Below are 22,789 nucleotides of genomic sequence, written 5' to 3'. Positions count from 1 at the left end.
GATGTATGGGAGTCGATAGCGGGATGGGGCGGCGGGGACCAGTGATTGACGCTATCCAAGTGCTGCCGACACTAATTCAAGCTAGCTCGTCGCCCCGACCTTTTCGCTGCATATATGCTCGCCAAATTTGTTCCTTCTCCGGGTCACGGAATACAGGAGAACGCCCAGTTTTGACAAGATCAAACATAGACCGGTTTTTCCCAGAGCGATCCAAAAATATCGCAGCTGAGGCGGCGACCAAGATGACAGAAACTCGACCATTTTTTAAAGACATATCTTCGATAATATCATTTAAAGCCGCCTTCACAATACTTCGTGATTTGTAACTTATTTCTGTATCACTATCCAACATAAGCTCGCGAACTTCTGACACCCTCTTCAAGTGCTGAGCCGGGCTAATCCTATTATTATGATCATTAATATTGATTTTTATCTGTTCGAGATTAAGTTTGACAATTTTTAACTCGGCCTGAATCTCTTTGTACCTTCCCACTGCCAAATCATCTGACTCATCGCCTTCTACCAGTCGTAAAATATTTCTTTGCCTTTTCTTGAGATCACTGATCTTCCTTATAATTGCGGCTTCAGTAGATCGCAAATCTGCTACTGAGTTTGGATCAGAGAAATGTTGGTCGTCCAAAGCAAGATGCAATATCAAATCCAGTATGGCTTCCCGAATACCAGGGTAATTATAGCTATGACGCTCGGTGCAGCCGTGACCTCGGAGGGCATTGTCACAAACCAGATATGATTCTTCCACTTCTCTCCCATCGGCTCGTGATGCCAGACCCTTATTCCGAAATGTAATTCGTCCGCCACACGCGCCGCACTTTGCGATACCGGTGAACAAGTTCGACAGCTTGCGCCCCGGCCCCTGTTGCCGCAGCAATGCCACGTGACGCCGATCGTTCACCCTAGCAAATTGATCTTCGGATATTACTGGTGGAAAGTAATTGTGTATTGGATCACCAGCCGGTTGCCTTAAACCGCCACGCGGTTTGGTATGAGGTTGGAATTCGCCGAGAACCGCGACATTACGAACGATCTTCTGTATATAACTAGCATGCCACCCTTTTCCTCGACCAAACGGCAGCACTCCTTCGCGATTGAACGTGGTTGCCAAAGCATTTTTACCAATTCCGCGTTCTGTTTCATTAAAAATTCGTCTAACTATCGCCGCTCGATCATGGATAATTTCGTAGCTAGAACGGTCCGCGGATAGCTTTAGCCATGCTGGTGAAAGAGCAGTCATCGGGCGATGCGCCTCGCGTTTTCTTCGCCATGCGTCCGAAACCCGCTCCGATTTCACTTTTGATTCGTCATGGCCACGGAATGCTTCAAATACGATGCCTATCAGCTTAAATGGATCATCGCGAAGCGCGCGTTCAGTTATATGATGTGATCCATCAACAGTTCGAATTTCGACTCCCGTTCCACAAATCACTTCCAGCCATTTTAGCATTTCTAATGGCGCACGCCGCGATAATCGATCTAATTTTTCCACTACTATGAGCGTGTTGGCACCTCCATCCTCCCGCAGCCGGTGGATGAGTTGGCCTAAGTTTCCCGATTCTATATTCGCGCCGGTCCAGGCCGAAACACCTTCGTCGGTAACGAACTCTGCTATATGCCATCCGCTACGGCGGCAGAAGCTTTCGATCAGTGCCCTTTGTCGGACTAACGTCGATCCACGTCCTTGCTCTTGCGAAGAAAATCGACTGTAAGCTATGACCCGCATGTTCCGCCTCCTTCGGCAGATATGCTCATGATAGGGCAGCAAGCCTATTCATGGCAGCACTGAAAAAATCAGAGCTATGCCGGATTTGCTCTTTACACAACCATAGCAGATTATGGCCGCCCGCCGCCGCAATCTCGATCGCGCGCTTGGCGGTTTCCTGTCCCTTGACCTGTTTCAGGTCAGCGGTCCGCAACGGCGCTTCGACTGCACCGGGCTGCGGTGGAGACAGAGCCGACGTTCCCTTGAAATGATTGAGCAGGCTAAGCAGGTCAGGCGCAGCGATCACTTCCACTTGCCCCGCCCATGCCGCTTCCGCCCCCTGAGCCACCGGACAGACCAGCCCCATGTCCCGTTCCCCCGCATGAAGCGCGGCCAGCAGCACGCCGGGCGACGGCGCGGTGCGCCCGTCCAGGCCCAGTTCGCCGACAACGACATAGCCCGCCAGTGTTTCCGCGTCGATCACGCCCATTGCCCCCAACAGGGCTACCGCGATCGGCAGGTCGAAATGCGACCCTTCCTTGGGCAAGTCGGCGGGAGACAAATTGACGGTGATGCGTTTGGGCGGTAGCGACAGGCCAATCGCGGCGATGGCATTACGCACTCGCTCGCGACTTTCGGCGACTGCCTTGTCAGGCAGACCGACGACGATGAAATTGGGCAGGCCGGGGACCAGTTGGCACTGCACATCGACGCCGCGCGCTTCCAGCCCCAGATAGGCGACCGTCGATACCGATGCGACCAATTGCCCCCGCCTTTTCCGCTATTGCGCTTCGTCAGCCGGGGCTTCTGCCGGTTCATCGGGTCGCCCCTTGAACCCCTGCGCAACGACATACCATTCGACGCTGCCCTTGCGGCTGGCCGGTGGCTTGGCATGTTTGATGGTCGTGAAATTCTTTTTCAGCAGGACCAGCAGTTCGCCGTCGGTGCCGCCGGCAAAAACCTTGGCAACGAAGGTGCCGCCTTTGCGCAGATTTTCCACCGCAAACCACGCCGCCGCTTCCACCAGTCCCATGGTGCGCAGATGGTCGGTCTGGGCATGGCCGACCGTATTGGCCGCCATGTCGGAAATGACGAGATCCGGCGCCTGCCCCAGCGCGTCGCGCAAGATGGCGGGTGCCTTGTCGTCCATGAAGTCCATTTCGAACAGAGTGACGCCCGCAATGGGATCTACCGGCAGCAGGTCGATGCCGACGATGGCCGCCTTGGGCGCCAGCTTGCGCACCACCTGCGCCCAACCGCCCGGCGCTACGCCAAGGTCGACGACGGCGCGCGAACCCTTCACGAAATGGAATTTCTCATCCAGTTCGATCAGCTTGAAAGCCGCACGGCTGCGCCAGCCTTCCGCCTTTGCCTTGCGAACATAGGGATCGTTCAGATGTCGTTCGAGCCAGCGTACCGATTGCGCGGTGCGCCCCTTGGCGGTCTTGACCCGCACCTTGCCAACGCCCGCGCCCCTCACATCACTCTCCCGTCGCGGTCCATCAGGCCGCGTAAAATGCCTTCTCTGATACCTCGATCGGCAACGCCGAGTCGCTCGGCTGGCCAGATGTCGAGGATCGATTCCAATATCGCGCAGCCCGCCACCACCAGATCGGCCCGTTCCGTACCAATGCAGGGCAGCTTCTGCCGTTCCGCCAGAGTCATGGTCGACAGCCGTTCGGAAATGGCGCGCATGGAATGGCACGGCACGATCAGCCCGTCGATCGCCTGCCGGTCATAGCGCGGCAGGTTGAGGTGCAAGCTGGCAAGCGTCGTCACGGTACCCGACGTGCCGAGCAAGCGGATCCCCTCCACACCCTGCGGCAGGCGGCGGGCCAGCGGCGAGAAAGCCTCACTCACCCGCGCGCGCATCCGGTCGTAGGCGGCCAGCCGTTCGTCATGATCGCCATGGTCGAAGGCTTCGCTTTCCGTCAGCGACACGACGCCCCAGGGCGCGCTGACCCAATCGACGATGCGTGGCGCACCCGCCGCGCCATCGGCGTCGACCAGAACCAGTTCGGTCGATCCGCCACCAATGTCGAAAATCAGCGCCGGACCATCGCCCGGCTCCAGCAGTGCATGGCAGCCCAGCACGGCAAGCCGCGCTTCTTCCTGCGCACTGATGATGTCCAGCGCGATGCCGGTTTCGCGATAGACACGTTGAATAAATTCTTCGCCATTGGATGCGCGCCGACACGCCTCCGTCGCGACCGATCGCGCCAGCGTCACATGGCGGCGGCGCAGCTTGTCGGCGCATACCGACAGCGCGGCAATGGCCCGTTCGATCGCCGCGTCGCTGATCCGCCCGGTCGCCGCCAGACCTTCGCCCAGACGGACGATCCGCGAAAAGGCGTCGACCACGATGAAACCATCGGCCGAAGGCTTGGCGATCAACAGGCGGCAATTATTGGTGCCAAGGTCGATCGCCGCATAAGATCGCCGGTCACGCGCCGCGTAAGGCGCAAATCCCCGCTGCTTCGACGGGGGGGGAATGGCCGCAGCCTTGCTTCCATCACCCGGACCGGAACGGACGGACTTGCCCGCAAATCGGCCGGTCGGGCCGGAACTCTGCGGCGATGGGCGGCTGTGCTGCACCATGGCCGTAAACTCGCTTCATATCGCCAGCCCCAAAGCGGGACAGGAACTTGGCGACCATGCTTAGGCAGAACCGCACCGATGCGCAAGGCGCACGCCCTTTGCGCGCCCCCTTCATCTTCGCGCGCGCTTGCTCTATGGGGTCGGGCCTGTCCATTAGAGGAAAGCCGATTTGATCCTGGACCTTGCCGCCGCCGCTTCGGGCGCGATCCGTTTTGACGATCTGGGCCTTAGCCCCATTGCCCTCGACCTCGGCTTCTTCACGCTGAAATGGTATAGCCTCGCCTATCTGGCGGGCATATTGATCGGCTACTGGTATCTGCTCAAGCTGATCGCACAGCCGGGGTCGCCAATGGCGCGGCGCCATGCCGATGACATGATCTTCTACGCAACGCTGGGGATCATCATTGGCGGGCGGCTGGCTTATGTCATTTTCTACCAGCCTGAAATCCTTAACAATCCGCTCGACATATTGAAGCTGTGGAATGGCGGCATGTCGTTCCACGGCGGTGCTGTGGGCGTGTCGCTCGGTATTCTCTACATGGCGCGCAAGGAGAAGCTCAGCTGGCTGCGCATTCACGATTATGTCGCCTGCGTCGTCCCCTTCGGCCTGTTCTTCGGGCGCCTGGCCAATTTCGTGAATGGCGAATTGTGGGGCAAGGAAACCGATGTCCCATGGGGCATCATCTTCCCGACCGGCGGTCCCTTCGCCCGCCATCCCAGCCAGCTGTATGAAGCGGCGCTGGAAGGCCTTGTCCTGTTCGCCATCCTTGCCTTCGCCTTCTGGCGGACGCGGGCGCGTTATCAGCCGGGTATGCTGGTCGGTATTTTCCTGCTGGGTTATGGCAGCTTCCGCTTCGCCATCGAATATGTGCGCGAAGCCGACGCACAGTTGATGGAGTTTGCGGCGCGCACTGGCCTGCATATGGGCCAGTGGCTGTGCGTGCCGATGATTATGGGCGGCCTCTATCTGATCGCCACCGCCAAAGGTCGCCGCCAGCGTGTGGAGCCGATCGCGGGAAGCGCGAGTGTCGGCTGAACCACTGCCGTTGGGCGAACGGCTGGCGCGGCAGATTGCGGCGGGCGGGCCAATATCCGTTGCGCATTATATGGCCGAAGCGAATCAGCATTATTACGCCACCCGTGATCCGCTGGGCGTAGAGGGCGATTTCACGACTGCGCCGGAAATCAGCCAGATGTTCGGCGAACTGGTGGGGCTGTGCCTGACGGACGTGTGGATGCGTTCGGGTCGGCGACCCGGCGCGCTCTATGCGGAGTTGGGACCGGGGCGCGGGACACTGGCGTCCGATGCGCTGCGGGCGATGGAAAGCGCCGCGCTCGCGCCGCGCGTCCATTTCGTCGAAACCAGCCCGACGCTGCGTGAACGGCAGCGCGCGCTGATCCCCCATGTCGTCCATCATGACGCGATCGACAGCCTGCCGAACGAGGGGGCGCTGCTGATCGTCGCCAATGAATTTTTCGATGCCTTGCCTGTACGTCAGTGCGTCCGCGTCGGCGACGAATGGCGCGAACGGGTCGTCATCCGGCGGGAAGCGGAGGGGCGCTTCATGGCGGTGCCGGGCTATCGCCGGATCGAATCGGGCCTGCCCGCTATTGCCGCGGGGGCGCAGGATGGCGCAATCATCGAAACCCCGATCGTGGGCGCGGCCATTGCCTATGCTTTGGCGCAACGAATCGCCAGACAGGGCGGCGTCGCGATCATCATAGACTATGGTTATGAAGGGCCGTTGCTGGGCGACACGTTGCAGGCGGTCAGGGCGCATCAATATGCCGACCCCTTCGCCGATCCGGGCGAAGTCGACCTGACCACCCATGTCGATTTCACCATGATCGGCAATATGGCGCGACAGGCAGGATTGCGCGTGCTGGGGACTGTTGGTCAGGGCGCATTGCTGCGCGATCTGGGCATCGACGCGCGCGCCGCGCAACTGGTGCGGACCAGTCCCGCGCGGGCGCAGGAAGTGGAGGCGGCGCGCGCCCGGCTGACTGATGATGACGCGATGGGGATGCTGTTCCGGGCAATGGCGTGGGTTCATCCCGACTGGGCCGACCCGGCGGGCTTTGGAGTCTAGGCGGCCTCAATCGTCCTGATGATAGCGACCCAGTTTGCGGATGAAGCCAATGAGGCCGGTCTGGCGGCTGCGCTTCATCCGTTCGGCGTGCAGGATGGTCTGAACCCGCGCGAAGCAATCGTCGGCATCGACATTGCACAGCACATAATCATAGCCATCCCAATGGGCGATTTCACCGGCGGCACGGGCCATCCGGCCTTCGATGACGGTGTTGCTGTCGGTGCCGCGCCCGCGCAGGCGACGTTCCAGTTCCTCCATCGAGGGGGGCAGGATGAAGATGCGGACGACATCGCCGCCGGCGATCTGGTGCAATTGCTGTGCGCCCTGCCAGTCGATGTCAAACAGGACATCCTTGCCCGATTTGAGCATCTCTTCGACCGGGGCGCGGGGCGTGCCGTAGCGCTGGCCAAAGACATGCGCCCATTCGAGAAATTCATGGTCGGTCGTCATCTGGCGGAACGCTTCCAGATCGACGAAGTGATAATCCTTACCGTCCACTTCGCCCGGCCGCATCGGCCGCGTGGTCGCGGAGACGGACATGGACAGGTCCGGTTCGGCAGCCAGCAATTTGCGCGCGATGGTGGACTTGCCCGCGCCGGACGGCGAGGAAAGGACGAAAAGAACGCCGCGCCGCTTGAAGTCGGGCGTTTCGGTCGGGATAAGGTCGGCCATGGCCGCTAGTGACGCTTGCGACGGGCTTTGGCAAGAGGGGGACGGATATGCGACGCAACATGGCCAATCGTCGGGGGTTTGTCATCGCGGGCCTGATCGCGTTGGGCGCCGCGATCGTCCTGTTCCTGATGCAGCGGCCACCGATCTGCACCTGTGGCACGATCAAACTGTGGCACGGCGCGCTGGACAGCGGGAATAGTCAGCATGTCGCGGACTGGTATAGTCTGAGCCATGTGATCCACGGCTTCCTGTTTTACGGCGCGGGGTGGATCGCGTTGCAGCGGCGGCCATTGGGCGTCCGGCTGGCGATGGCCGTGGCGGTCGAGTCGGCCTGGGAGATATTGGAGAATTCGCCTATCATCATAGACCGTTATCGCAGCGCCACGATCGCACTTGGCTATTCGGGCGATTCCATCCTCAATTCGGTAAGCGACATCGGGATGATGACGCTGGGTTTCCTGTTCGCGTCGCGCGCGCCGTTGTGGGCGACGGTTGCGCTGGGCATAGGGTTCGAACTGGTCGCGCTGATCGTCATCCGGGACAATCTGGCGCTCAATATCCTGATGCTGTCCTTTCCGATCGATGCCGTCCGCGACTGGCAGGCCGGGCTTTAGTCTTTGCCCGGCAGCGGCTCCGCGCTCCGGTCGGGCAGCAGCTTAAGGTTGCGCTTGCGATCCGCCTCGCGCTTGGCCTCATACATTTTGCCTGCCATATAGGCGCCAGTGACGAACAGGGCGCCAGCGGGGAAGCGCATGATGACGCGCTTGGCACCCATGCCCGCGATCAGGCCGAATACACCCTTCTTGCCGGTCGCCGCCGCGACTCGCGCGGCCACCACAGTCGCACCGACGCGCGCGACCTTGCGCAACATGCCAGCCTTGTGGGGCGGGCGAATGGTGACGAGCGGGGCGGAGGGAGCGAGCGGCTTCTTCATAAGGGGTTAATGTATCGAAACGCGGGCGGTTCCGCCATGTTGATGTGGATCATGTCATATTTTCCGGGCGCACCAGCCGGTCGAAGGTCGCATCGTCCACCAGGTGCAGGTCCAGCCCCGCCTGCCGCAGGGTCAGCCCGTTCCGATGCGCGTGCTTGGCGATCTTCGCCGCATTGTCATAGCCGATTTCCGGGGCCAGCGCCGTCACCAGCATCAGCGAGCGATCGACCAGTTCGGCGATGCGGGCTTCGTTGGCCTCCAGCCCCTCGACACAGCGCTGCGCGAAACTGTCCATCCCCACCGCGAGCAGAAGGATGGAGCGCAGCACTGCCGCGCCGATCATCGGTTTGAACACATTGAGTTCCAGATGGCCCTGCATCCCGCCCACGGTCACGGCCTGATGATTGCCGATCACCTGCGCGGCGACCATGGTCAGCATTTCGCACTGGGTCGGATTGACCTTCCCCGGCATGATCGAGCTGCCCGGTTCGTTGGCGGGCAGGTCAAGCTCCCCCAGCCCCGAACGTGGGCCGGAACCGAGCAGGCGGATGTCGTTGGCGATCTTGGTCAGCGCGACCGCCAGCGTGGCGAGCGTCGAGGAGAGGTGGACCAGCGGGTCGTTGGAGGCGAGCGCTTCGAATTTATTGTCGGCAGTGCGGAACGGCAGGCCCGTGATTGCCGCGATTTCCGCTGCGACCGCGACGTCGAAACCGGGCGGTGCGTTCAGGCCGGTGCCGACCGCCGTGCCGCCCTGCGCCAGCGCCATCATGCCGTGATCGACCGCCGGTTCGATCCGCTTGCGACTACGGTAAATCTGATGCGCGTAGCCGGAAAATTCCTGCCCCAGCGTCAACGGAGTCGCGTCCTGCAAATGGGTGCGCCCGATCTTGACGATATGGTCCCACGCCTTTGCCTTGACGTCGAGCGCGGCATGGAGCCGGTCGAGCGCAGGAAACAGCGATTTCGTGACCGCCAGCGCGGCGGCGATATGCAGCGCGGTGGGGAAGCTGTCGTTGGAGGATTGACCGAAGTTCACACCGTCGTTGGGATGGACCGGCACCTTGCCGCCGCGCGTGCCGGTGAGCGCTTCATTGGCGATCCCGGCGATCACTTCGTTGACATTCATATTGGTCTGGGTGCCGCTACCGGTCTGCCAGATGACCAGCGGAAACTGGTCGTCATGGTCGCCAGCAGCCACGGCGGCGGCGGCAGTTTCGATCGCATCGGCGGCGCGCGCATCCAGCCCATGATGGCGGTTAACCCGTGCCGCTGCCTGCTTCACGATGGCCAGCGCATGGACGATTCCGATCGGCATCCGCTCGGTCGAATCGAAGGGAAAATTTTCGATGCTGCGCTGCGTCTGCGCGCCCCAATAAGCGTCGGCTGGCACCTCTATGGCGCCGATACTGTCGGTTTCGGTGCGGGTTGCGGACATCGGAGGCGCCTTTCAGTTAAGAATTATTCGCAATTCTAAATAGGGATTTGGGGTGGATGCGGCAGAATCCAAGGGGTTAATTTCGCAGCTGGGGGTCTGGATCGGGTGGTTGTGGGGGCCGGATGTGGAAGTTCGCTAAATTAGTCCATGGGACGCATGAAGCGTTAGGGGTTTCGCAAGCCGTAGGACAGGCTGGCACGGGTCAGCGGATGCGCATGGCGACATGGCCATCTAGTTGTGTTACATTGTGTACAGACTGCAAAATGAGGGACTTGGCATGAACGCCAGCACGACGATGACGATCCGGCTCACGCCCGCGCTCAAGGAAAAACTTGGGCGACTGGCACAGGATACGCGCCGCACCCGATCCTTTCTCGCCGCGGAAGCGCTCGAAACTTATGTGAACCGCGAATTGCAGATCATCGAGGGGATACAGCGCGGATTGGCCGATATGGCAGCGGGCCGGGTCACGCCGCACGATGAGGTGATGGCGCGCGCCGAACAGATTATTGCTCAGGCGCGGCAGAGGAAAGCCGCCGGACAATGAGGCGAGTCGTCTGGGCGGACGCCGCGAAGGATGATTATCTCGACATTCTGCGCCACATCGCATCCGACGATCCCGATCCCGCCGAGCGGGTTCTGGCAGCGATCCAGAGATCCGGGAACGGATTGGGCGACTTTGCCACTGGCCATCCGGGGCGTTTCGGCGGCACTTACGAGAAGTCAGTAGCGCGCCTGCCCTACATCCTAGCCTATGCGGTGAGCGGGGAGGATGCGACGATCACGATCCTGCGGGTCGTTCATGCGGCGCGGGACTGGCAGTATGGCGATTGGCCGGGGTGAGGTCGTTGAATTGGGTGGGAAGCGGACGCTCCGCCCTCCTCCTCCGTCATGCCAGCGAAGGCTGGCATCTCTCTTTGCTTTCAGGCGTTTCGTTAGAAGAAGTGAGATCCCAGCCTTCGCTGGGATGACGAAAATGGGTGTCTGCAAGTCGTCTTTAAGCGAAGGGCAGCTTTCCTGCCGGTGTTGCAACGGCGCGATCGGCATGAGTGCCGCGCGACGTTACCGCCCCGCCCGCTTACTTCTTCTTGCCGAAGTCCACGGTCACGACGTTCGATCCATCCTCGGCCACGACTTGCGGCGCGTCATTTTCGGCCGCGTCATGGGGTTCGGGCAATGCGTCTGCTGCGACCTGGAATTGCAGGGCGAAGTTGACGGCGGGGTCCACGAATGCGGTGATCGCGCTGAAGGGGATGTAGAGGTTGGCGGCGATCTGATTGAAGGTCAGGCTGACTTCAAAATGGCGGTCGCTGACCTTCAAGTCCCAATATTTATTCTGGAGGACGATGGTCATTTCGTCGGGAAAGCGATCCACCAGATGTTTGGGGATGGTGACGCCGGGCGCCTGCGTCTTGAAGGTGATATAGAAATGGTGGACGCCGGGCAGGCCGCCGCTCTGCTGCACCTCGCCCAAAACGCGGCCGACGACGGCGCGCAGGGCTTCCTGCACGATTTCGTCATAGGGAATCAGGCTGTCGGGCAGATCTTCGCTCATGGCGCAATGTCCTAACGGCCCGAAAGCGGGGGTCAACCCCGGCCGACCATTGCATGTCCAGATTGCAAGATGGGCGCATCGCGCTATAGGGCGGCCATGCGTAGAGCCGAGATTCACCGCAACACGGCGGAAACCCAGATCGATGTGACCGTCAACCTCGACGGCACGGGCGTTTATACGGTGTCGACGGGCATCGGATTCCTTGACCATATGATCGAGCAATTGTCGCGCCATTCGCTGATCGACATGGACGTGAAAACCGTGGGCGACCTGCATATCGACCAGCATCACACGACCGAGGATACCGGCATCGCGATCGGCGAAGCGGTGGCCAGGGCGCTGGGCGACAAGCGGGGGATCAGCCGATATGGCAGCGTCTATTCGCCGATGGACGAGACGCTGAGTCGCGTGGCGCTGGACATTTCCGGGCGGCCCTGGCTGGTGTGCAAGCTGCCCTTCACGGTGCAGAAGATCGGCGAATGGGACGCGGAGATGGTGGAGCATTTCTTCCACAGCTTCGCGCAGGCGGCGGGCATCACGCTGCATATCGAGCTGATCTATGGTGCGAACAATCATCATATCGTCGAAAGCGCGTTCAAGGGGCTGGCCCGTGCGCTGCGGCAGGCGGTCGAGATCGACCCGCGCAAGGCGGACGCTATTCCTTCGACCAAGGGGATGTTGTGAGCGCGATCGCCCTGATCGACTATGGCGCGGGCAACCTGCATTCGGTGCATAATGCGTTGCGCAAGGCGGGGGCGGACAATGTCGTCATTACCGCTGATGCCGATGTCGTGGCGCGGGCCGACCGGATCGTGTTGCCGGGCGTAGGCGCGTTTCGCGCGTGCCGCGACGCGCTGGTTGCGATTCCGGGCATGGTAGATGCGATGACGCAAGCCGTGACCGCGCGGGCTGTGCCGTTTCTGGGCGTGTGCGTGGGGATGCAGTTGCTGGCCGATGCGGGCGAGGAATTCGGGCGGCATGACGGGCTGGGCTGGATCGGCGGCACGGTGCGGCGGATCGAGCGGGCCGACGCCAGCGTCAAGGTGCCGCATATGGGGTGGAACGATGTGGTGCTGAACGGCGCGTCGCCGCTGCTGGTGCCGGGCGAGGGCTATTTCCTGCACAGCTATCATTTCGAGGCGACCGACCCGGCCCATGTCGCGGCGGTGACCGACCATGGCGGGCCGTTGGTGGCCGCCGTGGCGCGCGACACCATCATCGGTTGCCAGTTCCACCCGGAAAAGAGCCAGAGCTATGGCCTTTCCTTCCTGTCGCGCTTTCTGGAGTGGAAGCCATGAGCTTAATCGTCTTTCCCGCCATCGACCTGAAAAACGGGCAGGTCGTTCGCCTGGCCGAGGGCGATATGGACCGTGCGACCGTCTATGGGGACGATCCTGCCGCGCAGGCTGCGCTGTTCGCGCAGGCGGGGGCGCAGCATCTGCATGTCGTGGATCTGGACGGCAGTTTTGCGGGCCATGCGGTCAACGCGGACGCGGTGGAGCGGATCGTCGAGACATTTCCGGGCCATGTGCAACTGGGTGGGGGCATCCGCAATCGGGCGGCGGTGGAGCGCTGGTTCGACCTTGGCGTATCGCGCATCGTCATCGGCACGGCGGCGCTGAAAGACCCCGCTTTCGTCAAGGCGGCGGCGCGCGACTTTCCCGGCGGTATCGTCGTGGCGGTCGATGCGCGCGACGGTTTCGTGGCGACCGATGGCTGGGCGGAAAAATCCGACATGCCGGTCATCGACCTGGCCCGCAGGTTCGAGGATGCAGGCGTCGCCAGCCTGTTGTTCACCGATGTCGGCCGCGACGGGATGCTGAAAGGTTGCAATGTCGAAGCGACGGTCGATCTGGCACGGGCGACCGACATTCCGGTGATCGCCAGCGGCGGCGTGGCGGGCATAGCCGACATTCGCATCCTGAGCCTGCATGTCGAGGACGGGATCGAGGGCGTGATTACGGGCCGGGCGCTGTATGACGGGCGGCTGGACCTGAAAACCGCGTTTGCGGTGGCGCGGGCGGCGGCGTAAATCATGACCGTCCGTACCCGTGTCATCCCCTGTCTGGACGTGGCCAATGGGCGCGTGGTCAAGGGCGTCAATTTCGTGGACTTGCAGGATGCGGGCGATCCGGTCGAGCAAGCCAAGCTGTATGACGCAGCGGGCGCGGACGAGCTGTGCTTTCTGGACATCACGGCCACGCATGAGGCGCGCGGCACGATATTGGACGTGGTGCGGCGCACGGCGGAAGTCTGCTTCATGCCAGTGACGGTCGGCGGCGGGGTGCGCAGCCCGGAGGATGCGCGCGCGCTGCTGCTGGCAGGCGCGGACAAGGTGGCGGTCAACAGCGCGGCAGTGGCGCGGCCCGAATTGGTGGCGGACATTGCCGACCGTTTTGGCAGCCAGTGCATCGTGGGTTCGGTCGATGCGCGCCGGGTCGGTGAGGGCCGGTGGGAAATCTTCACCCATGGCGGGCGCAAGCCGACTGGCATCGACGCGCTGGAACATGCGATGCGGCTGGCAAAGCTGGGCGCGGGCGAATTGCTCGTGACGTCGATGGACGGCGACGGGACCAAGGCAGGATATGACCTGGCGCTGACCCGTGCGATTGCCGATGCCGTGTCCGTGCCAGTGATCGCCAGCGGCGGCGTGGGGACGCTCGACCACCTGGTTGAGGGAGTCGTGCAGGGCCATGCCAGCGCCGTGCTGGCCGCGTCGATATTTCATTTTGGCCAACATACTATTGCTGAAGCGCATCAGGCACTGGCGGCGGCCGGGATCCCGGTTCGCGGTCATTAGGACGCACAGGCGCGTCAAAGCGTCGGGTTAATTTACAATAACCATGCCCTGCAAGGGCGCGTTAACCAGACAGCACGCCCTTCCTCTTCTATTCCGCATTTGTGGCACGCACCCTGCACTCATTCCCTTGTCTTAAACCGACAGGAAAAGGGGTATGATGATGAATGTAAACAGAATGTTGCTGGCGGTCGGCGCCGCCACAATGATGGTCGCGGCGACGCCCGCCAACGCGACATGGGGTTGCTGGTTCAGCAAGAAGTGCGGCGGGTCGAGCAGTTCGGGTGGCAGCACGTCGAGCGGCAACAGCAGCACATCGTCATCGGGCGGCACGCCAACGCCTGTACCCGAACCGGAACAGATGATGCTGTTTGCCATGGGCGTGGCGGTGCTGGGTGGCCGGGTGATCTTCGCACGGCGCAAGGGCAAGTAACTTTCCCGTTGACGGGTCGCGCGCGGGACGCTTCATGCAAGCCATGCGCGCGACCCTTCACACCCTTGAACAGACCATCCGCCAACGGCGGACGGCGGACCCGTCCACTTCCTATGTCGCCAAGCTGAGCGCGCGCGGACGCGCCAAGATTGCGCAGAAGGTCGGCGAGGAAGCGGTCGAAACCGTGATTGCCGCGATGGCGGGCGACAGCGACGGCGTGGTCGGCGAAAGCGCAGACCTGATCTTCCACCTCATGCTGTTGCTGGCCGATATGGACATAGCGTTCGACCGGGTGCTGGACGAACTGGACCGGCGCGAAGGCGTGTCGGGCATCGCCGAAAAGGCGTCGCGTCCGGCGGACTGATAAACAGGTTGCGTCCCCCGCCTTTGTCAGTCAGCTTCCCGCCCGGTTACGCAACGGGGGGAGCGAGCGATATGATCAGGACATTGATAGGCGGGCTGCTGGGCGGCTTTGCGATGTTCATGACGGGGTTTCTGTTCTGGGGGACGCCGCTGAGTGCGCTGGCGATGAGCCGGGCGGACGAGACGGCAGGCGCGAACCTGCAAGCCGCGCTGGCGCAGGCGCTTAGCCCCACTGGCACCGGCGTCTATATCATCCCCGATCCGGCGACGGCGCAAGGCACGGTGCTATATGGCAAGGGTCCAGTCGCGCAGATATTTTACAATGACGGCGGTTTTCCGGTGATGGACAGTGGCAGCCTGATCGGCGGGCTGATCCTGTCGCTGGTCGTGGGCGTGGTGATCGCGCTGGCGCTGCGTCTGGTGGCGGGGAATTTCGCCGGGCGGGCGCGCGTGATTTTGCTGTTCGCACTGGCCGCCGTGCTGTGGCTGCATATCGGGCAGGCCGTGTTCAACCATGCGCCCTGGACCTATATCCTCTATCTGGCGCTGAGCGATTTCGTCGCGCTGGTGGCCGCGGGGCTGATCGCGGCGAAGCTGATGGAAGGCAAAGCGGACGGCATAGGAGCCTCCTAAACCGCAAAATGGGATCGTTTCCTCACTCCCCCTCTCCGTTCAGGAGAAAGGCGGGGGAGCGGGAGACGAAATCCAACCCTTGCCCTTACACCACGGGCGTCACCAGTGGCCGTCCGGCGAAATGGGCGTCGAGATTGGCGAGGACCAGATCGGCCATGGCCGCGCGGGTTTCCACGGTGGCGCTGCCCTGATGGGGTTGCAGCACGACATGGTCCATCGCCAGCAAGGCGGGCGGGACGTGGGGTTCGGCGGCGAACACGTCCAGCCCCGCGCCGGCGATCCGTTTTTCCGTGAGTGCCGCGACCAGTGCGTCCTCGTCGATCACGCTGCCCCGGCTGATGTTGACGATCACTCCGTCCGGGCCGAGCGCGTCGAGCATTGCGGCGTCGACCAGCTTGGCCGCTTCCGGCCCGCCAGAAGTGGCGACGATGATGACGTCGCTTTCGCGCGCGAAATCCAGTGGATCGGCGATGTAGCGATAGGCGGTGTCCGTAGCTGCCCGGCGGTTGTGATAGACGATCTCGCCCGCGACTGGCTCCAGCCGGTGGGCGATGGCGCGGCCGATGCGGCCAAGCCCCAATATGCCGATGCGGCGGCCCGTCACCCGGCCCGACAGCGTGGGCTTGTCCCCCCGTTCCCATCCGCCCGACCGCACCAGCCGGTCATTGGCGGCGATGTTGCGCACGGTGGCATAGAGCAGGCCGACGGCCAGATCCGCGACATCATCCGTCAGCACGTCGGGCGTGTTGGTGACGCGGATACCCTTTGCGCGGGCATGATCGACATCGACCTTATCATAGCCGACCGAAAACAGGCCGATCATCTCCAGATGCGGCAGCGCGTCCATGATCGCCGCCGAAGCGCCGACCGACCCGAAGCTGACCAGCGCCCGCGCCGTGCGCGCCGTGTCGGGCAGAGTCGCGGGATCAGCGTCTGCCGCTACGGCATGAACCGTGAAGCGTTCTTCCAGTCCCTGCGTCAGATAGGGGTAGAGCGGGCCATAGGCGACGATCGGGGGGCGATGGGTCTGGGTCATGGCCTCCATCTAGGGACTGACAGGCGACAGCGCCAGATTGCCAGCCCCGATTGACAGCGCGGGGCGGCGGTCCTAGCGCGAGCGTGCCATGGCCAGCGTTTCAGTGACAGATGACAGCCGTTTCGGCCTGCGCCGACAGGTGCGGCTCAGCGGCCCCCTCCCCCTCGACAGCGGAGCCGTGCTTACGCCGGTCGACATCGCCTACGAAACCTATGGCACGATGAATGCGGACAGGTCGAACGTCATCCTGATCTGCCACGCGCTGACCGGCGACCAATATGTCGCGTCCGACCACCCCGTGACGGGCAAGCCGGGCTGGTGGTGGCGGCTGGTGGGACCGGGCAAACCAGTCGATCCGGCGCGGCATTTCATCATCTGTTCCAACGTCATCGGCAGTTGCATGGGGTCGAGCGGCCCGGCCAGCCTGGACCCGGTGAGCGGCGATCCCTTCGCCATGCGCTTTCCAATGCTGACCATCGCCGACATGGTGCGGGCGCAGGCGGCGTTGCTGGACCATCTGGGGGTCGATCGGCTGTCTGCCGTCATTGGCGGGTCGATGGGGGGAATGCAGGCGCTGACCTGGCCCACCTTGTTCCCCGACCGGGTGGAAAGCTGCATCGTCATTGCCTCGACCGCGCGGCACAGTGCGCAGAATATCGCGTTCCATGAAGTGGGGCGCCAAGCGATCATGGCCGATCCGCACTGGCGCGGGGGCGATTATTATGCCGATGGGCAGATCCCCAGCGCGGGGCTGGCCGTCGCGCGGATGGCAGCGCATATCACCTATCTGTCCGAAGCGGGATTGACCGAGAAATTCGGGCGGCGGTTGCAGGGCCGACCGGAAAATCCGGGCGGGGCCAAGACATTCGGTTTCGACGCGGATTTTCAGGTGGAAAGCTATCTGCGCCATCAGGGGCTGAGTTTCGTCGAACGGTTCGACGCGAACTCCTATCTCTACATCACTCGCGCGATGGACTATTATGACATTGCCGAGGATCATGGCGGGTCGCTGGCGCGGGCCTTTACCGCCAGCAAGGCGCGCTTCTGCCTCGTCAGTTTCGATACCGACTGGCTCTATCCCACCACAGAATCGCGGATCATCGTCCATGCCCTGAACGCTGGCGGGGCGCAGGCCAGTTTCGTGGAACTGTCCAGCCCGTTCGGGCATGACGCCTTCCTGCTGGAATGTCCCGAACTCAACCGGGTGGTGGACGGGTTTTTGAAGGGCGGACGGGCATGAATGCGGCGACCGATCAGTTGCGGCCCGACCTGGCGCTGATCGCGCGGACGGTGCGGGCGGGCGCGCGGGTGCTGGACGTGGGCTGCGGCGACGGCGCGCTGATGGCGGCGCTGCGCGACGCGAAGGGCGTGGATGCGCGCGGGCTGGAACTGGACGGGTCCAACGTTGCGGACGCGGTGGGGCGCGGGCTGTCGGTGGTGCAGGGGGATGCGGACACGGACCTGCGCTATTATCCCGACGCCAGTTTCGACTATGCGATATTGAGCCAGACGCTCCAGACGACACGGCGGCCCGACCTGGTGGTGGACGAATTGCTGCGCATCGGAGGCCAAGCGTTCGTGTCCTTCCCCAATTTCGCGCATTGGCGCGGGCGGCTGTCGCTATTGTGGGGCGGGCGGATGCCAGTGACGCGGCTGTTGCCCGATACCTGGTATGATACGCTCAACATCCACCACCTGACCGTGGACGATTTTCGCGCGCTGGTGAAGGAGCGCGGCTGGCATATCGACGGGCAATGGTTCCTGAAAGGGGACAAGGAAACGACCCACGCGAACGCGAACCTGTTTGCCGAACATGCGGTGTTTTTGTTGCGGAAGTGAGGGGTTGCGGGCGTTGCGCTGGCCCACCCCCAGCCCCTCCCGCCTGCGGGAGGGGAGCGAGACTTCCCGCGCCGAAGGCGTGGTTTAGTCGCAGCGGGGTGGGCCTATGCAAGCCGGAACCTACCCCCGCGTGCCGATGCCCCGTTCCACCAGCGCGTTGGCGATGGCGGCAATCTCGTCCGCCGGGCGGCTGGCGTCCCACACGCCATAGCGCAGGCCCAGAAACACGTTCATGCCCATGATCGCCCAGGCATGGACTTCCTCCACATCCGCGCGCACGTCGCCCTTCGCCGCTGCCTTGGTCAGGCGAGCGGCCATGCGAGTGGCGGTGTTTTCATAATGGGCGCGGTAGGCGGCCTGATCGACAAACTCGGCTTCGTCGATGATGCGGTAAATTTCCTTATGTTCGCGCGCGAACTCCAGAAAGCTCAATAGCCCGATTCGTTCGGCGTCGATGCCGTCGCGCGCCTGGGCCACGCGGGGGGAGACATAGTCGCGCACCTGGCCCGACATATCGGCCACCAGCGCGCGGAAGATGTCATCCTTGGTATCGAAATAGGTATAGAAACTGCCCAGCGCGCAGCCCGCCCGGCGCGTGATGCCGCTGATCGATCCGTCGTGAAATCCCTTTTCGCCAAATTCCGCCGCTGCCGCCGACAAAAGCGCGCGCCGCGTGCGTTCGCCGCGCGCCGTGCGCGGCGTCTTGTCGTCCTTCGCGGCAGGATCGGCCATGTCCACTCCTTGAAAATCTGTGTTCTTTTTGCCGCAGCGATACGGTCTTGTCTGCTGCCTCTTATTTCAAGTTGAAAGATGGTTCAACTTTCATTATCGAATCAGGCAAGACGCATCGCGACCCGGCAATCGGGCGCACCGATCAGGAGAGGAACCGCCCATGAAGGCCCATCACAGCATCCGCGCACTTGCCCTCGCCTCCGCCGCCTTTACCGGCGCGCTGGCCATGCCCGCTATCGCCCAGCAAGCGCCGCAGGGTGCCGCCGACGACAGCGAAGGCGCGATCATCGTCACCGCCCGCCGCCGCGAGGAAACGCTGGTCAGCGTGCCGATCGCCGTCAGCGCTTTTTCTGGCGAGGCGCTGGAGCGGGGCGGGGCGATCGACATTACCGACCTGGCGAACGTCACGCCCAACACCACGCTGGAAGCATCGCGCGGCACCAATTCGACGCTGACGGCCTTCATTCGCGGCGTGGGGCAGCAGGATCCGGTGTCCGGCTTCGAACAAGGGGTCGGCATCTATCTGGACGATGTCTATCTCAACCGGCCGCAGGGCGCGATCCTGGACATTTACGAGGTCGAGCGGATCGAAGTGCTGCGCGGGCCGCAGGGGACGCTGTACGGCCGCAACACCATCGGCGGCGCGGTGAAATATGTGACCAAGATGCTGCCGCAGGATTTTGCGGTGAAGATCAAAGGCACCTATGGCAGCTATGATCAGGCCGATGGCATCATCAGCGCGTCCGCCCCGATCAGCGACCTGATCCGCGTCGGTGGTGCCTTTGCCCGCCTGTCGCGCGGCGGGTTCGGCAAGAACCTGACCACCGGGGACGAGAATTACAACAAGGATGTGTGGGCCGGGCGCGCGACGTTCGAAATGGGCGGTTATGGCCAGCCGGTGCTGATGCGCATTACCGGCGACTATACCAAGGATAATAGCAGCGCGCGGGGTGGCCATCGCCTTATCCCCGGCCAGTTGTCGGGTGCGCCGGTGCTGGGCGATGTGTTCGACACGCGCGGCGGGCTGGTCGATCCCAAGCAATATGTGAAGTCCTACGGGCTTTCGATGAACATCACCGCAGAACTGAGCGACGCGGTGACGCTGCGGTCGATCAGCGCGTGGCGCAAGGATGACAGCGCGTCGCCGATCGACTTCGACGCGCTGCCTGCGGTCGATGTCGATGTGCCGGCCTTTTACTTCAACGAGCAGCTGAGCCAGGAATTCCAGCTGCTCTACGATCAGGGACCGCTGCACGGCATGGTCGGTTTCTATTATCTGGACGCAAAGGCGGACACTGCGTTCGACGTGCGGCTGTTCACCACCGTCGCGGGGCTGACCGCCTATACCAAGGCGGATGTGGATACCGAAACCTATGCCATTTTCGGCGATTTCACGTTCGATATTTCGCAGCAATTGAGCGTGTCGGCGGGTGGCCGCTACACTTGGGACAAGCGCCGGGCCGACATTTTGCGGCAAAATTATCTGGGCGGCGGATCGCCTTTGTTCGGTGGCGCGGGGGTGGCGTTCGGCGCGCCCGGCACAGATTTCAACGGCAACCGCGAATATAAGAAATTCACGCCGCGCTTTTCCGTCAGCTTCAAGCCGACGCCCGACCATAATCTCTACGGCAGCTATTCCAAGGGGTTCAAGGGCGGCGGTTTCGATCCGCGCGGGGTCGGCACCAATGCGCCTGACCTCAACGGCGACGGCGTGCGGCAGGACAATGAAATCGCGTCCTTCCTGAGTTTCGCGCCCGAAGAAGTCGACAGCTATGAAGTCGGCTACAAGGGCAATTTCATGGACGGCGCGCTCTATGTCGCAGTCGCGGGCTTCTATGCCGATTACAAGAATGTGCAGATCCCCGGATCGGTCGCCTGCACCGTGGGCGGCATCCCGTCCTTCTGCGGCGTGGTGTCCAATGCAGGCAAGGCACGGTTCAAGGGGCTGGAATTTGAAAGCACCGCGCGGTTGGGCCGCGACCTGCTGACCGGCGGCGACCGGCTGGGCCTGTCCACTGCGATCGGCTTCATCGACGCGGAATATAAGGAATATATTTCCAATATCGGCGGTCGCCCGACCGATGTGGCCGCGTTCCGCAAGGTGCAGAATACGCCCAAATGGACCGCCAGCGGCACGCTGAATTATACCGCACCCGTGGGCGATGGCAGCCTGTATCTGGGCAGCACCGTGTCGTGGCGCAGCACCACTTATCAGTTCGAAGTGCCAAATCCCTATATCGACCAGAGCGGCTTTGCCCTGTGGGACGCCAGCATCGTCTATACCGCGCCCGACGATCGCTGGACGCTGGGCCTGCATGGCAAGAACCTGATGGACAAGGAGTATAAGACGTCGGGTTACACCTTCGTCGCGGCCAATGCGACGACCGGGGCGATCGTTAACAATGCCGCCGGTTTCCCGACGCCTTCGCTGGGCCGGGAAGGCACGCTGACGGCATTTTACGGCAATCCCCGGCAGCTGTTCGTGACGGGGACGGTGAAGTTCTAGGTTCGGTATTCCCGCGAAGGCGGGAATCCAGTTCCATGGCGGGACTGGGTTCCCGCCTGCGCGGGAACACGCTTTTGCTTTGCGGCAAGGGGCGTAAGGAGCACATATGACTGACCCAACGCCCGCCATCCCATCCCCCGCCTATCGTGCTGTCGTGCTGGCGATGCTGCTGCTCGTCTATACGTTCAATTTCCTCGACCGGCAGATCCTTGGCATCCTGGCTGGGCCGATCAAGGCGGAGTTGGGGCTGAGCGACGGGCAGTTGGGCGCGCTGGGCGGGATTGCCTTTGCGCTGCTCTATTCGACGCTGGCGATTCCGCTGGCGTTGCTGGCCGACCGGACCAGCCGGACATGGGTCATCACTGTGTCGCTGGCCGTGTGGAGCGGCTTTACCGCGCTGTGCGGGATGGCGGGCAGTTTCATGCAATTATTCCTGTGCCGCATCGGCGTGGGCGTGGGAGAAGCGGGCGGGGTCGCGCCATCCTATGCCGTGATCGCCGACTATTTTCCCGCGCATCAGCGGGCGCGGGCGTTGTCCATCTATTCGCTGGGGATTCCGCTGGGGTCGGCGGGCGGCGTGCTGCTGGGCGGCTACATCGCGCAGACGGTCGAGTGGCGCACCGCGTTTATCGCCGTTGGCATCATGGGCATATTGATCGCGCCGATCTTTCGCATCGTGGTGCGCGAACCCGCGCGCCCGGTTCAGGCGGCCGATGCCGTGCCGGTCAGCGCGGTGTTCGGCATCCTGGCGGCCAAGCGCAGCTTCTGGTTCCTGGCGCTTGGCGCGGCGTCCAGTTCGATGTGCGGCTATGGCGTCGCCTTCTGGCTGCCCAGCCTGCTGATGCGCAGTTTCGGGCTGGACCTGATCGGCGCGGGACAGTTTCTGGGCGGGCTGCTGCTGATAGGCGGGGTTGCGGGCGTATTGCTGGGCGGCTGGCTGGGCGATGCCATGGGGGGCCGGGACAAGGCCTATTATGCGTGGGTGCCGGCGGTCAGCTATGTGGTGGGAATGCCGCTGTTCGTGGTGGGCGTGTTGTCGCACAGCGTGACGGCGGCCTTTACCCTGTTCCTGATCCCGCAGGCTTTGGTCTATGTCTGGCTCGGCCCGGTGCTGACCGCCGTGCAGCATCTGGTGCCAGCGCATATGCGGGCCAGTGCGGCGGCGAGTTTCCTGCTGATCAACAATCTGGTGGGTCTGGGCTTGGGAAGCTGGGCGGTGGGCGCTTTGTCGGACGCGCTGACGCCTGCCTATGGGGCGGAGGCGTTGCGCTATGCGATCATCGCGGCGCTGGGATTTTATCTGCTGGCCGGACTGTTCATGGCGCTGGCGGGCAAGGCGTTGCGCAGGGATTGGGTTGCTGTTTGAGACAGCGACATGGACATAGAGTCACCGATATTCATTTCATGATTAGACAGAAGCAATGCAGTCTATTCGTGATTTTTTTGCAT

The 22,789-nt window shown here is 62.5% G+C and carries 25 protein-coding genes and 1 pseudogene; 16 read left to right on the top strand and 10 right to left on the bottom strand.

The features are described 5' to 3' along the window. Positions 1 to 76: 76 nt before the first annotated feature. From SPBM01_RS19875 to SPBM01_RS19860, 4 genes and pseudogenes are all read right to left on the bottom strand, one after another. Positions 77 to 1,738 carry a recombinase family protein gene (locus SPBM01_RS19875; protein ID WP_188063188.1) on the bottom strand — a complete coding sequence of 554 codons (1,662 nt, stop codon included), beginning with the start codon at positions 1,736 to 1,738 and terminating at the stop codon, positions 77 to 79. 103 nt (positions 1,739 to 1,841) lie between these two features. Then, positions 1,842 to 2,480: pseudogene (locus SPBM01_RS19870) on the bottom strand (magnesium chelatase domain-containing protein); the annotation flags it as partial. A gap of 18 nt (positions 2,481 to 2,498) precedes the next feature. Then, the gene (locus SPBM01_RS19865; RefSeq protein ID WP_188063187.1) at positions 2,499 to 3,197 is read right to left on the bottom strand and encodes an RlmE family RNA methyltransferase; all 699 of its coding nucleotides are present in this window, start codon (positions 3,195 to 3,197) and stop codon (positions 2,499 to 2,501) included. Next, the gene (locus SPBM01_RS19860; RefSeq protein ID WP_188063186.1) at positions 3,194 to 4,315 is read right to left on the bottom strand and encodes a Ppx/GppA phosphatase family protein; all 1,122 of its coding nucleotides are present in this window, start codon (positions 4,313 to 4,315) and stop codon (positions 3,194 to 3,196) included. Before SPBM01_RS19860 ends, SPBM01_RS19865 begins: the two co-directional genes overlap by 4 nt. A gap of 169 nt (positions 4,316 to 4,484) precedes the next feature. Between SPBM01_RS19860 and lgt the strand changes: the two genes are divergently transcribed. Further along, positions 4,485 to 5,351, top strand: coding sequence for a prolipoprotein diacylglyceryl transferase (gene lgt / locus SPBM01_RS19855; RefSeq protein WP_188063185.1), 867 nt, complete (start codon positions 4,485 to 4,487; stop codon positions 5,349 to 5,351). Further along, entirely contained in the window at positions 5,341 to 6,405 is a 1,065-nt protein-coding gene (locus tag SPBM01_RS19850; protein WP_188063184.1) for a class I SAM-dependent methyltransferase, read from the top strand. The genes lgt and SPBM01_RS19850 overlap by 11 nt, the downstream gene beginning before the upstream one ends. A gap of 6 nt (positions 6,406 to 6,411) precedes the next feature. Here the strand turns inward: SPBM01_RS19850 and gmk are convergent, their stop codons facing one another. Beyond that, entirely contained in the window at positions 6,412 to 7,077 is a 666-nt protein-coding gene (gene gmk / locus SPBM01_RS19845; RefSeq protein WP_188063183.1) for a guanylate kinase, read from the bottom strand. A gap of 59 nt (positions 7,078 to 7,136) precedes the next feature. On the opposite strand from gmk, the gene SPBM01_RS19840 reads away from it, so the two are divergent. Further along, positions 7,137 to 7,691: a DUF2585 domain-containing protein gene (locus SPBM01_RS19840; protein WP_188065851.1), complete on the top strand. Its 555-nt coding sequence runs from the start codon at positions 7,137 to 7,139 to the stop codon at positions 7,689 to 7,691. Here SPBM01_RS19840 and SPBM01_RS19835 read toward each other — a convergent pair. Both SPBM01_RS19835 and fumC read right to left on the bottom strand, forming a co-directional pair. Next, positions 7,688 to 8,011, bottom strand: coding sequence for a hypothetical protein (locus SPBM01_RS19835; RefSeq protein ID WP_188063182.1), 324 nt, complete (start codon positions 8,009 to 8,011; stop codon positions 7,688 to 7,690). The genes SPBM01_RS19840 and SPBM01_RS19835 overlap by 4 nt on opposite strands. A gap of 49 nt (positions 8,012 to 8,060) precedes the next feature. Beyond that, a complete protein-coding gene (gene fumC, locus SPBM01_RS19830; protein WP_188063181.1) occupies positions 8,061 to 9,446 on the bottom strand; it encodes a class II fumarate hydratase in 1,386 nt (461 codons plus the stop codon). Between the two features lie 277 nt (positions 9,447 to 9,723). Between fumC and SPBM01_RS19825 the strand changes: the two genes are divergently transcribed. Together SPBM01_RS19825 and SPBM01_RS19820 are read left to right on the top strand one after the other, a co-directional pair. Then, on the top strand, positions 9,724 to 9,993 hold the full coding sequence (locus SPBM01_RS19825) for a CopG family ribbon-helix-helix protein (protein WP_188063180.1): 270 nt from the start codon (positions 9,724 to 9,726) through the stop codon (positions 9,991 to 9,993). Further along, positions 9,990 to 10,289 (top strand): type II toxin-antitoxin system RelE/ParE family toxin, encoded by a 300-nt coding sequence (locus SPBM01_RS19820; protein ID WP_188063179.1) that lies wholly within the window; start codon positions 9,990 to 9,992, stop codon positions 10,287 to 10,289. The genes SPBM01_RS19825 and SPBM01_RS19820 overlap by 4 nt, the downstream gene beginning before the upstream one ends. A 235-nt stretch (positions 10,290 to 10,524) precedes the next feature. On the opposite strand, the gene SPBM01_RS19815 is transcribed toward SPBM01_RS19820, so the two are convergent. Beyond that, a complete protein-coding gene (locus tag SPBM01_RS19815) occupies positions 10,525 to 11,001 on the bottom strand; it encodes an SspB family protein (RefSeq protein ID WP_188063178.1) in 477 nt (158 codons plus the stop codon). Positions 11,002 to 11,097: 96 nt separating this feature from the next. Between SPBM01_RS19815 and hisB the strand changes: the two genes are divergently transcribed. From hisB to SPBM01_RS19780, 7 genes are all read left to right on the top strand, one after another. After that, on the top strand, positions 11,098 to 11,685 hold the full coding sequence (gene hisB, locus SPBM01_RS19810; RefSeq protein ID WP_188063177.1) for an imidazoleglycerol-phosphate dehydratase HisB: 588 nt from the start codon (positions 11,098 to 11,100) through the stop codon (positions 11,683 to 11,685). Continuing rightward, positions 11,682 to 12,299 (top strand): imidazole glycerol phosphate synthase subunit HisH, encoded by a 618-nt coding sequence (gene hisH, locus SPBM01_RS19805; protein ID WP_188063176.1) that lies wholly within the window; start codon positions 11,682 to 11,684, stop codon positions 12,297 to 12,299. Before hisB ends, hisH begins: the two co-directional genes overlap by 4 nt. Continuing rightward, positions 12,296 to 13,033 carry a 1-(5-phosphoribosyl)-5-[(5-phosphoribosylamino)methylideneamino]imidazole-4-carboxamide isomerase gene (hisA, locus tag SPBM01_RS19800; protein WP_188063175.1) on the top strand — a complete coding sequence of 246 codons (738 nt, stop codon included), beginning with the start codon at positions 12,296 to 12,298 and terminating at the stop codon, positions 13,031 to 13,033. The genes hisH and hisA overlap by 4 nt, the downstream gene beginning before the upstream one ends. A 3-nt stretch (positions 13,034 to 13,036) precedes the next feature. After that, positions 13,037 to 13,801 (top strand): imidazole glycerol phosphate synthase subunit HisF, encoded by a 765-nt coding sequence (hisF, locus tag SPBM01_RS19795; RefSeq protein ID WP_188063174.1) that lies wholly within the window; start codon positions 13,037 to 13,039, stop codon positions 13,799 to 13,801. A 160-nt stretch (positions 13,802 to 13,961) separates the two neighbouring features. Continuing rightward, positions 13,962 to 14,231, top strand: coding sequence for a PEP-CTERM sorting domain-containing protein (locus SPBM01_RS19790; protein WP_188065850.1), 270 nt, complete (start codon positions 13,962 to 13,964; stop codon positions 14,229 to 14,231). Between the two features lie 43 nt (positions 14,232 to 14,274). Continuing rightward, positions 14,275 to 14,595: a phosphoribosyl-ATP diphosphatase gene (locus SPBM01_RS19785; protein WP_188063173.1), complete on the top strand. Its 321-nt coding sequence runs from the start codon at positions 14,275 to 14,277 to the stop codon at positions 14,593 to 14,595. Between the two features lie 71 nt (positions 14,596 to 14,666). Next, positions 14,667 to 15,227 (top strand): hypothetical protein, encoded by a 561-nt coding sequence (locus SPBM01_RS19780; protein ID WP_188063172.1) that lies wholly within the window; start codon positions 14,667 to 14,669, stop codon positions 15,225 to 15,227. An 85-nt stretch (positions 15,228 to 15,312) separates the two neighbouring features. Here the strand turns inward: SPBM01_RS19780 and SPBM01_RS19775 are convergent, their stop codons facing one another. Next, positions 15,313 to 16,272 carry a 2-hydroxyacid dehydrogenase gene (locus tag SPBM01_RS19775; protein ID WP_188063171.1) on the bottom strand — a complete coding sequence of 320 codons (960 nt, stop codon included), beginning with the start codon at positions 16,270 to 16,272 and terminating at the stop codon, positions 15,313 to 15,315. A 79-nt stretch (positions 16,273 to 16,351) separates the two neighbouring features. Between SPBM01_RS19775 and SPBM01_RS19770 the strand changes: the two genes are divergently transcribed. Both SPBM01_RS19770 and metW read left to right on the top strand, forming a co-directional pair. Next, complete coding sequence (locus SPBM01_RS19770) at positions 16,352 to 17,503, top strand: homoserine O-acetyltransferase MetX (protein WP_188063170.1); 1,152 nt, start codon at positions 16,352 to 16,354, stop codon at positions 17,501 to 17,503. Further along, positions 17,500 to 18,102 (top strand): methionine biosynthesis protein MetW, encoded by a 603-nt coding sequence (metW, locus tag SPBM01_RS19765; protein ID WP_188063169.1) that lies wholly within the window; start codon positions 17,500 to 17,502, stop codon positions 18,100 to 18,102. Before SPBM01_RS19770 ends, metW begins: the two co-directional genes overlap by 4 nt. Positions 18,103 to 18,222: 120 nt before the next feature. Here the strand turns inward: metW and SPBM01_RS19760 are convergent, their stop codons facing one another. Then, positions 18,223 to 18,834 carry a TetR/AcrR family transcriptional regulator gene (locus SPBM01_RS19760; RefSeq protein ID WP_188063168.1) on the bottom strand — a complete coding sequence of 204 codons (612 nt, stop codon included), beginning with the start codon at positions 18,832 to 18,834 and terminating at the stop codon, positions 18,223 to 18,225. A 160-nt stretch (positions 18,835 to 18,994) separates the two neighbouring features. Here SPBM01_RS19760 and SPBM01_RS19755 point away from each other — a divergent pair, with 160 nt between their 5' ends. Then, positions 18,995 to 21,340 carry a TonB-dependent receptor gene (locus SPBM01_RS19755; RefSeq protein ID WP_188063167.1) on the top strand — a complete coding sequence of 782 codons (2,346 nt, stop codon included), beginning with the start codon at positions 18,995 to 18,997 and terminating at the stop codon, positions 21,338 to 21,340. Between the two features lie 106 nt (positions 21,341 to 21,446). Next, positions 21,447 to 22,706 (top strand): spinster family MFS transporter, encoded by a 1,260-nt coding sequence (locus SPBM01_RS19750; protein ID WP_188063166.1) that lies wholly within the window; start codon positions 21,447 to 21,449, stop codon positions 22,704 to 22,706. Positions 22,707 to 22,789 lie beyond the last annotated feature (83 nt).

The sequence above is a fragment of the Sphingobium sp. KCTC 72723 genome (assembly GCF_014280435.1).
GTDB lineage: Bacteria > Pseudomonadota > Alphaproteobacteria > Sphingomonadales > Sphingomonadaceae > Sphingobium.
Note: the sequence above shows the minus strand (reverse complement) of the source record. Positions and strands in the feature narration are given on the sequence as shown.

What these genes read in the sequence shown, in the direction of transcription:
- SPBM01_RS19875 (WP_188063188.1), bottom strand. Translation starts at nt 1,738, where the DNA reads ATGCGGGTCATAGCTTACAGTCGATTTTCTTCGCAAGAGCAAGGACGT.
- SPBM01_RS19860 (WP_188063186.1), bottom strand. Translation starts at nt 4,315, where the DNA reads ATGGTGCAGCACAGCCGCCCATCGCCGCAGAGTTCCGGCCCGACCGGC.
- gmk (WP_188063183.1), bottom strand. Translation starts at nt 7,077, where the DNA reads ATGGCCGACCTTATCCCGACCGAAACGCCCGACTTCAAGCGGCGCGGC.
- SPBM01_RS19840 (WP_188065851.1), top strand. Translation starts at nt 7,137, where the DNA reads ATGGCCAATCGTCGGGGGTTTGTCATCGCGGGCCTGATCGCGTTGGGC.
- SPBM01_RS19835 (WP_188063182.1), bottom strand. Translation starts at nt 8,011, where the DNA reads ATGAAGAAGCCGCTCGCTCCCTCCGCCCCGCTCGTCACCATTCGCCCG.
- fumC (WP_188063181.1), bottom strand. Translation starts at nt 9,446, where the DNA reads ATGTCCGCAACCCGCACCGAAACCGACAGTATCGGCGCCATAGAGGTG.
- SPBM01_RS19825 (WP_188063180.1), top strand. Translation starts at nt 9,724, where the DNA reads ATGAACGCCAGCACGACGATGACGATCCGGCTCACGCCCGCGCTCAAG.
- SPBM01_RS19820 (WP_188063179.1), top strand. Translation starts at nt 9,990, where the DNA reads ATGAGGCGAGTCGTCTGGGCGGACGCCGCGAAGGATGATTATCTCGAC.
- SPBM01_RS19815 (WP_188063178.1), bottom strand. Translation starts at nt 11,001, where the DNA reads ATGAGCGAAGATCTGCCCGACAGCCTGATTCCCTATGACGAAATCGTG.
- hisB (WP_188063177.1), top strand. Translation starts at nt 11,098, where the DNA reads ATGCGTAGAGCCGAGATTCACCGCAACACGGCGGAAACCCAGATCGAT.
- hisA (WP_188063175.1), top strand. Translation starts at nt 12,296, where the DNA reads ATGAGCTTAATCGTCTTTCCCGCCATCGACCTGAAAAACGGGCAGGTC.
- hisF (WP_188063174.1), top strand. Translation starts at nt 13,037, where the DNA reads ATGACCGTCCGTACCCGTGTCATCCCCTGTCTGGACGTGGCCAATGGG.
- SPBM01_RS19790 (WP_188065850.1), top strand. Translation starts at nt 13,962, where the DNA reads ATGAATGTAAACAGAATGTTGCTGGCGGTCGGCGCCGCCACAATGATG.
- SPBM01_RS19785 (WP_188063173.1), top strand. Translation starts at nt 14,275, where the DNA reads ATGCGCGCGACCCTTCACACCCTTGAACAGACCATCCGCCAACGGCGG.
- SPBM01_RS19780 (WP_188063172.1), top strand. Translation starts at nt 14,667, where the DNA reads ATGATCAGGACATTGATAGGCGGGCTGCTGGGCGGCTTTGCGATGTTC.
- SPBM01_RS19775 (WP_188063171.1), bottom strand. Translation starts at nt 16,272, where the DNA reads ATGGAGGCCATGACCCAGACCCATCGCCCCCCGATCGTCGCCTATGGC.
- SPBM01_RS19770 (WP_188063170.1), top strand. Translation starts at nt 16,352, where the DNA reads ATGGCCAGCGTTTCAGTGACAGATGACAGCCGTTTCGGCCTGCGCCGA.
- metW (WP_188063169.1), top strand. Translation starts at nt 17,500, where the DNA reads ATGAATGCGGCGACCGATCAGTTGCGGCCCGACCTGGCGCTGATCGCG.
- SPBM01_RS19760 (WP_188063168.1), bottom strand. Translation starts at nt 18,834, where the DNA reads ATGGCCGATCCTGCCGCGAAGGACGACAAGACGCCGCGCACGGCGCGC.
- SPBM01_RS19755 (WP_188063167.1), top strand. Translation starts at nt 18,995, where the DNA reads ATGAAGGCCCATCACAGCATCCGCGCACTTGCCCTCGCCTCCGCCGCC.
- SPBM01_RS19750 (WP_188063166.1), top strand. Translation starts at nt 21,447, where the DNA reads ATGACTGACCCAACGCCCGCCATCCCATCCCCCGCCTATCGTGCTGTC.